Here is a 14,216-nt window from a genome sequence, read left to right as displayed (position 1 = left end):
GCATGGCCATAAAATAGATATTATGCACCTGTTGCAGCAAAAAAGATGCAAGATTATTGAAGTCTGTTGTTAACTTTTTCTATATAGCTTAAATCGATTTCTATGATCAATAATATCCACTGAATCTCACACAACTGTTATACAGTTTCACGTATAATTCCATAAATTGCTCAATAATAAAAGGATGCTACAGATGGGTGCTCGTCATTCACGTTTGATTATTTTAGGTTCAGGACCTGCAGGTTATAGTGCTGCCGTTTATGCTGCACGTGCCAATTTAAAACCGACCTTAATTGCAGGTTTACAACTCGGTGGTCAACTTACGACGACAACAGAAGTAGATAACTGGCCGGGTGATCCGGAAGGTCTGACAGGACCAGTGCTCATGGAACGTATGCAGGCCCATGCAGAACGTTTCGGGACCGAAATTGTCTATGACCATATCAATGAAGTCGATTTAAGTGTGCGTCCATTCGTCCTTAAAGGCGATATGGAAGAGTTCACCTGTGATGCCTTAATTATTGCCACCGGTGCTACGGCTCAATACCTCGGTCTGGAATCTGAAGCCAAATTCATGGGCCAAGGCGTTAGTGCCTGTGCTACCTGTGATGGTTTCTTCTACAAAAACCAGAACGTGATGGTAGTCGGTGGTGGTAATACCGCAGTTGAAGAAGCGCTGTATCTTTCCAATATCGCCTCTCACGTGACCCTGGTACACCGCCGTGACAGCCTGCGTTCAGAGAAAATTCTGCAAGATCATATTTTTGCCAAAGAAAAAGAAGGCAAAATCAGCATTCTCTGGAACAACCAGGTCGATGAAGTCCTGGGTGATGCACAATCTGGTGTGACTGCCGTACGTTTGAAATCTACTGTCGATGGTTCAACCCAGAATGTAGATGTATCTGGTATGTTCGTGGCGATTGGTCACAAGCCAAATACGGGCATGTTCGAAGGCCAGTTAAACCTGCGTGATGGTTATATTCAGGTTCAAAGTGGTACTGCCGGTAACGCAACCCAAACCTCTGTACCGGGCGTATTCGCAGCCGGTGACGTGGCAGACAGCGTCTATCGTCAAGCGATTACATCAGCTGGTTCAGGCTGTATGGCAGCCCTAGATGCTGAAAAATATCTGGATGCCCTAGGTGAATAATTTTGCCTAAAGCACGAGCCGCCCAATCCGGGCGGCTTTTTTATGTATGATAGAGATCTGTTTCGATTCAGAGTAGCTGTATGACCGCACTTGCACCCTCACAATTTATTTTCCCCCATCCTGATGAAGCTGATCCACAGGGTGAAGGACTGATTTGTATTGGTGCAGACCTGTCCCCCTCGACCCTGTTTGAAGCTTATACCCACGGCCTGTTTCCGTGGTTTTCCGACGGTGATCCGATTTGCTGGTGGAGTCCCGAGCCGCGCTGCATTATCCGCCCTCAGGATTATCATCCAAGCAAGTCACTGCTGCGTAACATGAAAAAAGGTGATTACCGGATTAGCATCAATCAGGCCTTTGAACGGGTGATTCGCTGTTGTTCGCTGCCACGGGCCTATGCCAATGACACCTGGATTTCCGAAGACATCATTCAGGGCTATATTGACCTGTTTGAGGCCGGTTATGGCTATAGTGTCGAAGTCTGGGAGCAGGATGCGCTGGTCGGTGGTTTGTATGGCGTCACCATTGGCCGCGGCTGCTTTGGCGAGTCAATGTTTAGCCAGCGCACAGATGTCTCTAAAATGGCGTTTTATACCTTAATGCTGATTGGCCGCGACAACGCCCTGCCCTGGATTGACTGCCAGCTGGTCAATGACCATCTATTAAGTCTGGGCGCCTGTACAATAACTCGCCAAGCATACTTAAAATCGTTACAAGATGTTGTAAAACAGCCGGCGATAGATTGGAAAAAATACCAGGAGGGTGTATTTTCAAGTAAAACAATAGCGCAAAACGACTCACTGGATGAATAAATAAAGAGGGATTGCCATGAATTCATATCAACCGAAATCCCTGCTCAACGAATTACAATATTATATTACGCCGCCGCATAACTGCAGTTATCTGGATGATAAATCTGCTCGCATGGTGTTTTTAGATCCGGCGCACCGGATTGATGTGGTGACCCTGTCTGAACTGTCACGCATGGGCTTTCGTCGTAGCGGTGACTTTGTCTATCGGCCGGAATGCCATTTATGCCGTCAATGTCTGTCTTCGCGCGTGCCGGTACACGAATTTCAAATGAACAGCACCCAGAAAAAAGCCTGGAAACGCAATCAGGACCTGCACGTCACCATCCGCTCTACCCAAGAAGCCAATGAACAGCATTATGCGCTGTATGAGCGTTATATTAATGAACGCCATGCCGATGGCGATATGTATCCGCCAAGTCAGGATCAGTTTGAAAAATTTCTGGTGCACAGCTGCACCGACAGTTTCTTTTTAGAGCTTTGGCACCAAGACCGGCTAATTGCGGTCTCGACCTGCGACCTGCTCGATGATGGCCTGTCTGCGGTGTATACCTTCTTTGATCCGGATGAAAACCGCCGCTCCTTGGGCGTATTTGCGATCTTAAAGCAGATTGAACACACCCAGAAACTCGGACTGCCTTATGTTTATTTAGGCTATTGGGTGCCGCATTCCAATAAAATGAATTATAAATCGCAGTATGTACCGCTGGAATTGCTGATTGATGGCCAATGGCGCCGGCTCAACCGCAGCTTAAGCAGCGAAGAAATCCGGCAATTGGGAAACTCTCTCATGACCACCCTGCCCAGTGGTTGGAATAATTCGATTATCAAATAAAACCCAATAATTTTAAAAATTAAGGTGATGAGAAGAGCGCGGCAAAATCATCACTACAGGCTTTAACCATAATAACCGCATGTTCACGTGTGCCATCCGGATTTGGATAATAATTTTTGCGCACATCAATCTGATGAAAGCCAGCTTTTTCATACAGACGGATAGCCGCGGTATTGCTTTCACGCACTTCCAGAAAAATTTGTACCGGCTGATTCGGCAACTGCTCAATCGAATGCTCCAACAGCTGATAACCTAGTCCCTTCCCCTGCTGGTCAGGCGCAACCGCCATCAGCAACAGGTTGGCTTCATCCAGCACCGGCTGCAAAATACAGAACCCGACCAGCTGTCCTTGCTGCTCGATTACGGTACATTGATAGCTGTCTACCGCTTCAGCAAACTGTTTCAAGCTCCAGGGATGGCTTTGTACCTGTTGCTCAATGTTAAATACACTATGGATATCAGCGTGTTGCATTAAACGAATCATCTTCGTTCATCATCGGTCAAAACAAAGTTCGCATTATAAGAGCTCTGGATAAAAAATCGAGCAAAAAAAAGGGCAATTTTCATTGCCCCAAGAGTCAACACCGTTAGAAGCCCAATTTGGCTTTCCATGTGTCCAGCAGACTGACGGTATCTAAATCGTTCGGATGAAAGCCCGGGCGGAAATATGCCAGCATCTCACGGCCCATACCGGTAATAATGCCCTTAGAGGGACTATAAGCATAGGTATAAATGGCCTTGAACGCCTCCAGATTTAGCTGTTTGTCTTCTTTTAACAGACGGAACAGGAAATAGTTTTGCACCACAAATAAGGTCAGCATGGCGGCCACCAGTGAGCTGGTGCGCAGTAAATAGGCTTTGGTGCCTTGGCCGAATACACCCTCAAACACATCATAAGCTACCGCTTTATGCTCGTTTTCTTCAATCGCATGCCACAGCCACATGGTTTTCATGGTGTCATCGCTCATCAGTTCCTGAATATGCGAATTACGCAGCAACTGGGTGGCAATGGTCGCGGTAAAATGTTCCAGTGCGGTGGTTGCAGTCAAATCAACCATTTCTTGGGTAATGCCAAAGGGTTTACCGACACCGGCAAATACCTTACGCGCACCTTGAATCACTTTATCGGTATAACGATCTAAACGTTCTACATCATGGCCATATTTTTGTGCCGAGGCATTAAAGCCAACATGCTCCTGGGTATGCATGGCTTCCTGGCCAATAAAGGCTGAAATTTCTTTTTGCAGCTCCTGATTATCTTTAATTGCCGGGTGGTAACGCACTGCACGTACACTATCAATAAAGAATTTTTCACCGGCTGGAAACAAGGCAGATAAAGCGGTCATAAAATGCGTCAGGCCAGCCGAACCTTGCATCCAGTATTCTGGAACCTGATCAAACTCAAACGCCATACGACGTACCGGGAAACTGGCACCTGCGCGGTTGGTAATATTTACTTTAGCATTCATGACCTCAACTCCTTTCAAGTGAAGCGTCTCACCTGAAACTTTTATTTATTTTCTTCAGCTTTATCTTACGTGGTTCTGATATGGGGATAAGTGCAGTTAAGGTCAGGCGAATATCAGTTTAGGACAGCTTACAATTAAATTGTCTGACAATTTAATCTGCAGAGATAAAAAAAGCGTCCCAAAGGGACGCTTTTTTCACACTATAGAAGTGATTATGCAGTTACTTTAGAAACTACACCAGCACCTACAGTACGGCCACCTTCACGGATCGCGAAGCGTAAGCCAGCGTCCATTGCGATTGGGTGGATTAATTCTACTGACATTTCAACGTTGTCACCTGGCATAACCATTTCAACGCCTTCTTTCAGCTGGATCGCACCAGTTACGTCCGTAGTACGGAAGTAGAACTGTGGACGGTAACCATTTAAGAATGGAGTGTGACGGCCACCTTCGTCTTTAGAAAGTACGTATACTTCTGCGTCGAATTTAGTGTGCGGCTTGATTGAACCTGGTTTAGCAAGTACTTGACCACGTTGAACTTCTTCACGCTTAGTACCACGTAGAAGAACACCACAGTTCTCGCCAGCACGACCTTCGTCAAGAAGCTTACGGAACATTTCAACGCCAGTAACAGTTGTTTTCGCTGTATCTTTGATACCCACGATTTCAACTTCTTCACCTACTTTAACGATACCAGTTTCTACACGGCCAGTTACAACTGTACCACGACCAGAAATAGAGAATACGTCTTCGATTGGCATTAAGAATGCTTGGTCGATTGCACGTACTGGCTCTGGAATGTAAGTGTCAAGCGCTTCAACAAGAGCTACAACAGCGTCTTCGCCATATTGACCTGATTCACCGTTAAGTGCTGCAAGAGCAGAACCACGGATTACTGGAGTGTCGTCGCCTGGGAAGTCGTAAGTAGAAAGAAGTTCACGAACTTCCATTTCAACTAATTCGATTAACTCTTCGTCATCTACGATATCGCATTTGTTTAAGAATACAACGATATAAGGTACACCTACCTGACGAGAAAGAAGGATGTGTTCACGAGTTTGTGGCATTGGACCATCAGTCGCTGAACAAACAAGGATCGCACCGTCCATCTGAGCAGCACCAGTGATCATGTTTTTAACATAGTCGGCGTGACCTGGGCAGTCAACGTGAGCGTAGTGACGAGTTGGAGAATCGTATTCTACGTGAGAAGTATTAATTGTAATACCACGTGCTTTTTCTTCTGGAGCAGAGTCGATTGCAGCGTAATCTTTCGCTTCACCACCGAATTTCTTCGCACATACAGTTGCAATTGCAGCTGTTAAAGTTGTTTTACCATGGTCAACGTGACCGATTGTGCCCACGTTAACGTGTGGCTTATTACGTTCAAACTTAGCCTTAGCCATGTTCATCTTCCTTTGTAGATTACTCATGCAGGATCACTGCATGAGCATTAGATTTTAACTATAAAATTAGTTAGGCAATATAGTAATCGAAAGATTACTCGTCGTCACCTTTTTTACCGCCAGCTTGGAACTTAGCGATGATGCCTTCCGCCACGTTACGTGGAGTTTCAGCGTATTTAGCAAATTCCATAGAGTAAGTCGCACGACCTTGAGACATAGAACGCATTTGAGTCGCGTAACCGAACATCTCAGCCAGTGGAACTTCAGCACGGATTGCTTTAGTACCGCCAGGTAAATCGTCCATACCTTGAACCATACCACGACGACGGTTTAAGTCACCCATGATATCGCCCATGTAGTCTTCTGGAGTTTCTACTTCAACTTTCATGATTGGTTCAAGAAGAACAGGATCTGCTTTCATGAAACCGTCACGGAATGCGTAAGAACCCGCCATTTTGAACGATAATTCGTCAGAGTCGACATCGTGGTAAGAACCGTCGAACAATGTCGCTTTGATGCCAACGACTGGATAACCAGCAAGGACACCATTCTTCATACGTTCTTGGATACCTTTGTCAACCGCACCGAAGAATTCTTTAGGTACTACACCACCAACAACTTCTTCAGCGAACTCGTAGTCTTTACCAGTTTCAGGATCAAGCGGTTCTAAACGTACGTATACGTGACCGAATTTACCTTTACCACCAGTTTGACGAACGAATTTACCTTCTTGTTCGATTGATTTCTTGATCGTTTCACGGTAAGCAACCATTGGTTTACCAATGTTCGCTTCAACGTTGAATTCACGCTTCATACGGTCAACGATGATGTCAAGGTGAAGCTCACCCATACCAGCGATGATAGTCTGACCAGATTCTTCGTCTGTGAATACGCGGAACGATGGATCTTCTTTCGCTAAACGGCCAAGCGCAACTGACATTTTTTCTTGGTCAGCTTTGGTCTTAGGTTCAACAGCCAATTGAATTACTGGCTCTGGGAATTCCATACGCTCAAGTGTGATTACGTTGTTTTCGTCACACAGTGTATCACCCGTAGTCGTGTCTTTAAGACCTACACACGCCGCGATGTCGCCCGCACGAATTTCTTCGATGTCGTGACGGTCGTTTGCGTGCATCTGTACAATACGGCCAATACGTTCACGTTTCATTTTCACTGGGTTGTAAACAGGGCTACCTGCTTTCAGAACACCTGAGTAAACACGTACGAACGTTAAGTTACCTACGAATTTGTCGTTCATGATTTTGAACGCAAGCGCAGAGAACGGAGCATCGTCAGACGCTTCACGAGAACCTTCAGTTTCGTCTTTGTCGTCTAGGATACCTTTGATCGCTTCTACGTCTGTAGGCGCTGGAAGGAATTCAATCACTGCGTCCAACATACGTTGAACACCTTTGTTTTTGAACGCCGAACCACACATCATTGGTTGGATTTCACCAGCCAAAGTACGTTGACGAAGACCAGCTACGATTTCTTCTTTAGAAAGGTCGCCTTCTTCCAGGTATTTGTCCATGAGTTCTTCTGATGCTTCAGCAGCAGCTTCAACCATGTTTGTACGCCATTCTTCAGCTGTATCTTGCAGATCAGCAGGAATGTCGCCGTATTCAAACTTCATACCTTGAGAAGCTTCGTCCCAGATGATTGACTTCATTTCGATTAAGTCAACAACACCTGTGAATGTGTCTTCTGCGCCCACTGGAACAACGATTGGCACGGGGTTCGCACCAAGACGTGTTTTCATTTGCTCAACAACGCGGAAGAAGTTCGCACCAGTACGGTCCATTTTGTTTACGAACGCAATACGAGGCACTTTATATTTGTTTGCTTGACGCCATACAGTTTCAGACTGAGGCTGTACACCACCTACAGCACAGTAAACCATACACGCACCGTCAAGAACACGCATAGAACGCTCAACTTCGATTGTGAAGTCAACGTGTCCCGGGGTGTCAATTACGTTAATACGGTGTTGGTCGAACTGGTTAGCCATACCTTTCCAGAAGCATGTTACAGCTGCTGAAGTAATGGTAATACCACGTTCCTGCTCTTGTTCCATCCAGTCAGTTGTTGCTGAACCTTCGTGAGTTTCACCTAGTTTGTGGCTCTCACCTGTGTAGAACAAAATACGTTCAGAAGTGGTTGTTTTACCTGCGTCAATGTGCGCAGAGATACCAATGTTACGGTAACGAGAAATTGGGGTTTGACGTGCCATGATTTCTAGCATTCCTAAATTTTGTTGTTTAAAACAGGACGCTTTAAGCTGCATAGCAACTTAAAGCGCTTTGATGACAAACTAGTGACAACTAAATTCATCACCCTCCTGATTAGGTCCTGTTTTATCCGCTTAGAAACGGTAGTGAGAGAAGGCTTTGTTGGCTTCAGCCATACGGTGCACATCTTCACGTTTTTTAACCGCTGCGCCTTTACCTTCAGCTGCATCAAGCAACTCACCAGCAAGACGTAAAGCCATAGTTTTTTCAGAACGCTTAGCAGCAGCATCTACTAACCAACGCATCGCTAGAGCAGTACGACGGGATGGGCGTACTTCCATAGGAACTTGATAAGTAGCACCACCAACACGGCGTGCTTTTACTTCAACCATAGGACGAACTTTTTCAAGCGTAGCTTCAAAAAATTCAACTGGGTCTACTTTGTTTTTTTCTTGAACGCGGTCTAAAGCACCGTAAACGATACTTTCAGCAATAGATTTTTTACCATCTTGCATTACGTGGTTCATGAATTTAGCGATTGTTTGGCTGCTGAACTTAGGATCCGGAAGGATTTCACGAGCAGCGACTACGCGACGTCTTGGCATTTTAAAACTACCTATAAATATGACACTTCAGGTTAATCCAGCAGTAGCATAAAGTGTCGTATGCATTCGCTGGCCTTACTATACGTCGCTTGAATATTCACAAAATAAATGCAGAAATCAGACAAGCGAGACGATAAAGGATTGCAGTTCTAACGAACTAAGAGCTTAATCTCGAAAGATTATTTCTTAGGACGTTTAGTACCGTATTTAGAACGTGACTGGTTACGATCTTTCACGCCAGCACAGTCTAAAGAACCACGAACGGTATGGTAACGTACACCTGGCAAGTCTTTAACACGACCACCACGGATCAGAACAACACTGTGCTCTTGCAGGTTATGGCCTTCACCACCGATATAGCTAGAAACTTCGAAACCTGAAGTTAAGCGAACACGGCAAACTTTACGCATTGCTGAGTTAGGTTTTTTAGGTGTAGTTGTGTAAACACGTGTACAAACACCACGACGTTGTGGACAAGCCTTCAACGCAGGAACTTTAGATTTTTCAACTAAAGTCGTACGACCCTTACGGATCAACTGATTTGTTGTTGCCATGTGGCAATTCTCCCGTTAATAAAAAGCCCCAAAAACATACTACTTTTTGAGGGCATGCAATTGTAAGTCAAGATACTAAAATGGTCAATATTCGACAGACCGGCAAATATTGACCATTCCCGCATTAAAGGCTGATTTTACTGCTTTTTAAGGTATTAGCACCTTATTGCGCTTTTTGCTTTTTTGTAACCTTCTTCGCTACCGGTTTCTCAGCGTCTGCTTTTTGCGGTTCAGCCTCCGTTTCAGGTGGCTCTTCCACTGCCGGTGGCGTGTCGTCAAACTCGTCATCCTCTTCAGGTTCCGGCTCAATCGATTCCGGTGGAATTGCCGGTTTTTGCGGCTCTACCGCAGCATTCGGTTCAACCATTTTATCGGCCAGTTGCTCTAAGCCCTGCTGGATATCCTGATCGACCTGTTCCGGCTCCGGCTTTTCCTCTGCCGATTTTTTCTGGATTTTCACCTTGGAGATGGTGCTGTTTTGCTGCAGCTCAATATCCTGATCCAGCTTTAGCTCCTCGACGGCTGGTGTAGCCGCAGCTGGCTGTTCCAGTAATTTTGGTGCGGCCTGTGCCAGTAAGGCTGCGGCTTTTTCATAGGCATCGACCGGGGACAGCTGACTGCCCTTATGCTGGATGAGATATTCACGGGCATGCGAGAACACTTCCTGCGCTTTCTGGTGCACATGCTCGACCAGCTTCCAGCTGTAGGCGGCACTGACCGAGGCTGTCGCTACCGGGGTTAATTTGCTTAACAGCGAGAACTTCGGCATTGAGTTCATCCATTGCCATTTCATTTCGCCCTGCTCATTGACCAGATATTTGCGTAGCGCTTCCATGTCATTGCTGGAACCAACCAGCTGCTGCAGCTGATGCACATCATGGGTTTGCAGCATGTTCAGCACGCTTTTAATGCCCAGCAAGACCGCCTGCTTTTCGGCAATCAGGCCCAGATCGACCTGTTTGAAAATATATTGCACAATGGCCTGGCCTTCTTCTTTATTCAGCTCAAAGCCATACGAACGTCCAACCTGATAGATGGTACGTAACGACATGATCATCGAAACCGGCACATCTACCGCGGTTCCAATCACGCCGGTAGCCCCGGTAATTGCGCCCTGAATTGAGGCCAGCCATTTATTCTGCTCTGCCAGCGCCTGGCTGATGCGTTTGGAACGGTTCACATCCTGGGTCAGTTCTTCTAGATCACGTACCCCGGCTTCATCTAGAACTGCATCGACCGAACTGATATTGGAGGTAAAGGTATTTAGCTGGTGAAAGAAGTAATCCGACACCTTGTCAGAAAACTGAGGCGCCACAAAATGGGCAAGATTATTGACCTTATTATAATGACGACCTAGCAATTGACGTGAGACCTGCGGCAAATGTGCCTTCAGTACCTGCTGCGGATTGTCATAACGCGATGAATGGCGGCCGAATACCGGGCTGGCACTGCCTTCCACCACCCGCCCCTGACTGCTACCCGCCTCTTCTTTACTGGTCGAACCGGGCGCCACATGCTGAACCAGGTCAATGCCGGTATGACTGAGCTTTTTAGCCACTCCAAACGCACTCGAGAGGAATCCGCCTGATTGCTTATTATTAGAATCTGTCATTCTTGCTCCTCATTTTCTTTCTTAAGATTTATTGCTAAATACTAGGTATAGTCTGCGTTTATCTCAACCTTATTGTGTTTCTTTTGGTTATGTTCACGTAGTCTGCTCCCCAAATCTGGTCATTCCCAAAGAGGCATAGGATTTGCCATAAGAATTCAAAATTCTTTCTGTTATTATGAATCCAATTGAAAAACTTGGGAAATGCACTGGACACCGGCATTTGCGCCGACAGTCTCCAGGGTTGGACCCGATAATATCACCATAAGGGAACTGTAGATGAAACGTGTTGTAATCACTGGCATGGGCATTAATTCGTGCATTGGTAATACATTAGAAGATGTAACCCACTCTTTGCAAAATGGTATTTCAGGCACACGTTTTAACCAGACTTATGCTGAACTGAATTTTAAGAGCCATGTCAGTGCAGCTGCAGAACAGAATTTTGACAATATCGACCGTCGTTTAAAACGCTTCATGGGCGTGTGTGCAATGTATGCCTATAACGCAGCGGCAGCAGCCATTGAACATGCCGGCCTGAAAGTTGAAGATTTAGCTGGTAACCCGCGTTACGGTATTGCCGGTGGTTCAGGCGGCAACTCGACTGCATCTGTGGTTGAAATGGTGGAATTACTGGAAGAAAAAGGCGCGCGTAAAATTGGCCCATTCTTTGTACCACGTAACATGTCAAACACCATTACGGCCAACCTGGGCGTTGCCTTTAAACTGCAAGGCGTTGCACACTCGATTACCAGCGCATGTGCAACTTCTGCCGATGCGATTGGTTATGCCTACAACCTGATTCAACTGGGTAAACAGGATCTTATGCTGGCTGGCGGTGGTGAAGAAGATCACTGGTCACAAAGCCTGCTGTTTGATGCGATGGGTGCGCTGTGTGCCAAATACAATGACTCCCCAGAAACTGCTTCTCGTCCATATTCAGCAGACCGTGATGGTTTCGTGATTGCCGGCGGCGGTGGCTTCCTGGTACTGGAATCGCTGGAACATGCACAAGCACGTGGTGCCAACATTCTGGCAGAAGTGGTCGCGTATGCAGCCAACTCGGATGGTGCTGACATGGTTGCGCCAAGCGGTGAAGGTGCAACACGCTGTATCCTGATGGCGCTGGATGAAGCCAAACAGCATGGTGTTGAATCGATTGACTATGTGAACACACACGGTACATCTACCCCTGCAGGTGACGTGACTGAACTGAAAGCCATGGAACGTGCCTTTGGTGAAGGCCAGGTACCAGCCCTGAGCTCGACCAAATCTATGACCGGTCACAGCCTGGGTGCTGCCGGTGTACAGGAAGCGATCTACTCTGTCCTGATGATGCAAAACGACTTTATTGCGCCAAACATCAACGTGACCGAGCTGGATGAAGGCGCGAAAGGCTTTGATATCGTACTTGAAAAACGTGACGCAAAATTGAATACTGTGATGAGTAACAGTTTTGGTTTTGGCGGCGTAAACGCTTGTCTGATTTTCAAGAAATGGGATGCATAATCCCTAAATAGGATTTTCGATGGATGCACCTTCTGATGCTTTTTTATGGGTAAAAGCATTACATATTATTGCCGTGGTGTGCTGGTTCGCTGCACTGTTCTATCTGCCACGGTTATATGTTTACCATGCCATGAGTGAAGATGCGGTCAGTCATCAGCGTTTTGAAGTCATGGAACGCAAGTTGTACCGCGGAATTATGTGGCCTTCCATGATTGCCACCCTAATTACCGCCCACTTTCTGGTAGATTGGGGTGATGCCACCCGGAACTACCACGATGCCTTGTGGTTTTACCTGAAAGTGGCACTGGTCGGATTATTGGTGATTTACCATCTGGTTTGCGGTTATTACCGTCTGAAACTGATTGGCAATGCCCATTACAAGTCACACAAGTTCTGGCGCTTTTTCAATGAAATGCCGACAGTGCTGTTATTTGCAATTGTGATTCTGGTGGTGGTGAAACCTGTGTTCTAGCTCCATCGAAGAACAGATAAAAAAAGCCTCGTTTGATACGAGGCTTTTTTGTGGGCTAGCGAAGGGTTTCTGACTTGGCATATTGCTCGGTCTGGGCATATTGCTGGTATTTACGCAGCCGCGGTTTATATAGACCATAGTAAGTCACGGTTAAAATCACCAGCCACAACGGACTGACCAGCAGTGCTTTCAGCGTATCCGGCTCCAGACTGAGAATCACCAGTGCAAACAGCAGGAAGGCCAACACCACATAGCTCATCAGCACCCCGCCCGGCATTTTAAAGCGTGAAGCAGCGTGTAACTGCGGCTGCAGTTTACGATAGCGCAGGTAACACACCATAATAATGCCCCAGATGCTAATAAACAGAATCACGCACAGCGAGCTGGCCAAGGTAAAGGCTTCAACGGTATTCGGCACAAAATACTGCAAGGCTGCACCGGCCATAATAAACAGACAGGAGAACAGCAGACCTTTGGCCGGTACTGCCCGTTTTGACAAGGTCGCCAACGCCTGTGGCGCCTGCCGGCCACGCGCTAGGCCAAACAGCATGCGGCTGGTCGAAAACACACCGCTGTTCATGGAAGACATCACCGAAGATAACACCACCAGATTCATAATAATCGCAGAGGTGGGAATACCGGCATGTAAAAACAACGACACAAACGGACTACGGTCTGCCGGAATCTGGTTCCACGGCGTCACCGACATCACCACAAATAAAGACAGCACATAAAACAGGATAATCCGGGTCGGAATTGCATTGACTGCTTTGGGTAAATTCTTTTCCGGATCTTTGGTTTCAGCCGCCATGGTGCCCAGCAGCTCCACCCCGACAAAGGCAAACAGCGCAATCTGGAAACCGGCCAGAAAACCGTTACCGCCTTGTGGAAACATACCACCATGTGACCAGACATGCTGAAAACTGGCAGTGGTGCCATCTGGCGCGGCAAACTGGTTAAAGACCATATAGCCACCAATACCAATCAGGCCTAAGATGGCCAGAATCTTGATCAGGGCAAACCAGAACTCGATTTCACCAAACAGCTTGACCGTCAGTAAATTCAGTCCCAGTACAAACAGCACACAACCAACACTGATCAGCGCCTGCCCCATGGGAGTAAACGTGGTATCTGGTGGCAGCCAGAAACCGAGATAATTGATGATGGCTGCCAGATCGGCAATTCCGACCAGAATCCAGCCCAGCCAGTAGGACCAGCCAATATAGTAGCCCGCACCCGGCCCGATCAGCTCATGCGCCATATCAATAAAGGATTTATAGTGCAGATTGGACAGCAGGATTTCACCCAATGCGCGCATCAGGAAGAAAAACATCAGGCCAATAATCATATAAATAAACAGGATGGACGGGCCAGCCAAGGCAATGGTTTTGCCGGAGCCCATAAACAGTCCGGTGCCAATAGCGCCGCCAATGGCAATTAACTGCAGATGCCGGTTGGAGAGTTTGCGTTGTAATTCATGTGGCGACGAATGAACGTCATCGTGACGAGAGGAAGTCATGTTCAATATCCTTATTGTGCCCTGACCCTGCCATCAGCGCAGGCTGTGCATACG

13 protein-coding genes are annotated in these 14,216 nt (G+C 46.8%); 5 read left to right on the top strand and 8 right to left on the bottom strand.

Annotated elements, in window-relative coordinates; all coding sequences use genetic code 11:
* Positions 1–193: 193 nt before the first annotated feature.
* From trxB to FTT64_RS07080, 3 genes are all read left to right on the top strand, one after another.
* Entirely contained in the window at positions 194–1,150 is a 957-nt protein-coding gene (gene trxB, locus FTT64_RS07090) for a thioredoxin-disulfide reductase (protein ID WP_104472558.1), read from the top strand.
* A gap of 80 nt (positions 1,151–1,230) precedes the next feature.
* Positions 1,231–1,962 carry a leucyl/phenylalanyl-tRNA--protein transferase gene (gene aat / locus FTT64_RS07085; RefSeq protein WP_005179830.1) on the top strand — a complete coding sequence of 244 codons (732 nt, stop codon included), beginning with the start codon at positions 1,231–1,233 and terminating at the stop codon, positions 1,960–1,962.
* A gap of 16 nt (positions 1,963–1,978) precedes the next feature.
* Entirely contained in the window at positions 1,979–2,794 is an 816-nt protein-coding gene (locus FTT64_RS07080; RefSeq protein ID WP_005179833.1) for an arginyltransferase, read from the top strand.
* Positions 2,795–2,813: 19 nt separating this feature from the next.
* On the opposite strand, the gene rimI is transcribed toward FTT64_RS07080, so the two are convergent.
* From rimI to FTT64_RS07045, 7 genes are all read right to left on the bottom strand, one after another.
* Positions 2,814–3,278, bottom strand: coding sequence for a ribosomal protein S18-alanine N-acetyltransferase (gene rimI / locus FTT64_RS07075; RefSeq protein WP_160242862.1), 465 nt, complete (start codon positions 3,276–3,278; stop codon positions 2,814–2,816).
* A gap of 103 nt (positions 3,279–3,381) precedes the next feature.
* Positions 3,382–4,263 (bottom strand): metal-dependent hydrolase, encoded by an 882-nt coding sequence (locus tag FTT64_RS07070; protein ID WP_045796116.1) that lies wholly within the window; start codon positions 4,261–4,263, stop codon positions 3,382–3,384.
* Between the two features lie 212 nt (positions 4,264–4,475).
* On the bottom strand, positions 4,476–5,666 hold the full coding sequence (tuf, locus tag FTT64_RS07065; RefSeq protein WP_160241040.1) for an elongation factor Tu: 1,191 nt from the start codon (positions 5,664–5,666) through the stop codon (positions 4,476–4,478).
* Between the two features lie 94 nt (positions 5,667–5,760).
* Entirely contained in the window at positions 5,761–7,896 is a 2,136-nt protein-coding gene (fusA, locus tag FTT64_RS07060) for an elongation factor G (RefSeq protein WP_005179843.1), read from the bottom strand.
* A 132-nt stretch (positions 7,897–8,028) separates the two neighbouring features.
* The gene (gene rpsG, locus FTT64_RS07055; RefSeq protein ID WP_005179845.1) at positions 8,029–8,499 is read right to left on the bottom strand and encodes a 30S ribosomal protein S7; all 471 of its coding nucleotides are present in this window, start codon (positions 8,497–8,499) and stop codon (positions 8,029–8,031) included.
* A gap of 179 nt (positions 8,500–8,678) precedes the next feature.
* Entirely contained in the window at positions 8,679–9,053 is a 375-nt protein-coding gene (gene rpsL / locus FTT64_RS07050) for a 30S ribosomal protein S12 (RefSeq protein ID WP_002050319.1), read from the bottom strand.
* 163 nt (positions 9,054–9,216) lie between these two features.
* Positions 9,217–10,665, bottom strand: a complete 1,449-nt coding sequence (locus FTT64_RS07045) for an EcsC family protein (RefSeq protein WP_180182212.1) — start codon at positions 10,663–10,665, stop codon at positions 9,217–9,219.
* A 276-nt stretch (positions 10,666–10,941) separates the two neighbouring features.
* On the opposite strand from FTT64_RS07045, the gene FTT64_RS07040 reads away from it, so the two are divergent.
* Both FTT64_RS07040 and FTT64_RS07035 read left to right on the top strand, forming a co-directional pair.
* Positions 10,942–12,171 carry a beta-ketoacyl synthase N-terminal-like domain-containing protein gene (locus FTT64_RS07040; RefSeq protein WP_180182211.1) on the top strand — a complete coding sequence of 410 codons (1,230 nt, stop codon included), beginning with the start codon at positions 10,942–10,944 and terminating at the stop codon, positions 12,169–12,171.
* A 19-nt stretch (positions 12,172–12,190) separates the two neighbouring features.
* Positions 12,191–12,643, top strand: a complete 453-nt coding sequence (locus FTT64_RS07035; protein ID WP_005179856.1) for a CopD family protein — start codon at positions 12,191–12,193, stop codon at positions 12,641–12,643.
* Positions 12,644–12,698: 55 nt separating this feature from the next.
* Here the strand turns inward: FTT64_RS07035 and FTT64_RS07030 are convergent, their stop codons facing one another.
* Positions 12,699–14,162, bottom strand: coding sequence for an amino acid permease (locus tag FTT64_RS07030; RefSeq protein ID WP_016659472.1), 1,464 nt, complete (start codon positions 14,160–14,162; stop codon positions 12,699–12,701).
* Between the last annotated feature and the right edge of the window lie 54 nt (positions 14,163–14,216).

The organism is Acinetobacter sp. Q186-3 (genome assembly GCF_013420655.1).
In the GTDB taxonomy this organism is placed as follows: domain Bacteria; phylum Pseudomonadota; class Gammaproteobacteria; order Pseudomonadales; family Moraxellaceae; genus Acinetobacter; species Acinetobacter indicus.
The sequence above is the reverse complement of the archived record's forward strand: the minus strand, read 5'-3'. Positions and strand labels throughout refer to the sequence as shown.

Excerpts from the sequence above, each read along its gene's own strand:
- FTT64_RS07030 (WP_016659472.1), bottom strand. The coding sequence starts at position 14,162 with ATGACTTCCTCTCGTCACGATGACGTTCATTCGTCGCCACATGAATTA.
- rpsL (WP_002050319.1), bottom strand. The coding sequence starts at position 9,053 with ATGGCAACAACAAATCAGTTGATCCGTAAGGGTCGTACGACTTTAGTT.
- aat (WP_005179830.1), top strand. The coding sequence starts at position 1,231 with ATGACCGCACTTGCACCCTCACAATTTATTTTCCCCCATCCTGATGAA.
- FTT64_RS07040 (WP_180182211.1), top strand. The coding sequence starts at position 10,942 with ATGAAACGTGTTGTAATCACTGGCATGGGCATTAATTCGTGCATTGGT.
- FTT64_RS07045 (WP_180182212.1), bottom strand. The coding sequence starts at position 10,665 with ATGACAGATTCTAATAATAAGCAATCAGGCGGATTCCTCTCGAGTGCG.
- trxB (WP_104472558.1), top strand. The coding sequence starts at position 194 with ATGGGTGCTCGTCATTCACGTTTGATTATTTTAGGTTCAGGACCTGCA.
- rimI (WP_160242862.1), bottom strand. The coding sequence starts at position 3,278 with ATGATTCGTTTAATGCAACACGCTGATATCCATAGTGTATTTAACATT.
- FTT64_RS07035 (WP_005179856.1), top strand. The coding sequence starts at position 12,191 with ATGGATGCACCTTCTGATGCTTTTTTATGGGTAAAAGCATTACATATT.
- FTT64_RS07080 (WP_005179833.1), top strand. The coding sequence starts at position 1,979 with ATGAATTCATATCAACCGAAATCCCTGCTCAACGAATTACAATATTAT.
- fusA (WP_005179843.1), bottom strand. The coding sequence starts at position 7,896 with ATGGCACGTCAAACCCCAATTTCTCGTTACCGTAACATTGGTATCTCT.
- rpsG (WP_005179845.1), bottom strand. The coding sequence starts at position 8,499 with ATGCCAAGACGTCGCGTAGTCGCTGCTCGTGAAATCCTTCCGGATCCT.
- FTT64_RS07070 (WP_045796116.1), bottom strand. The coding sequence starts at position 4,263 with ATGAATGCTAAAGTAAATATTACCAACCGCGCAGGTGCCAGTTTCCCG.
- tuf (WP_160241040.1), bottom strand. The coding sequence starts at position 5,666 with ATGGCTAAGGCTAAGTTTGAACGTAATAAGCCACACGTTAACGTGGGC.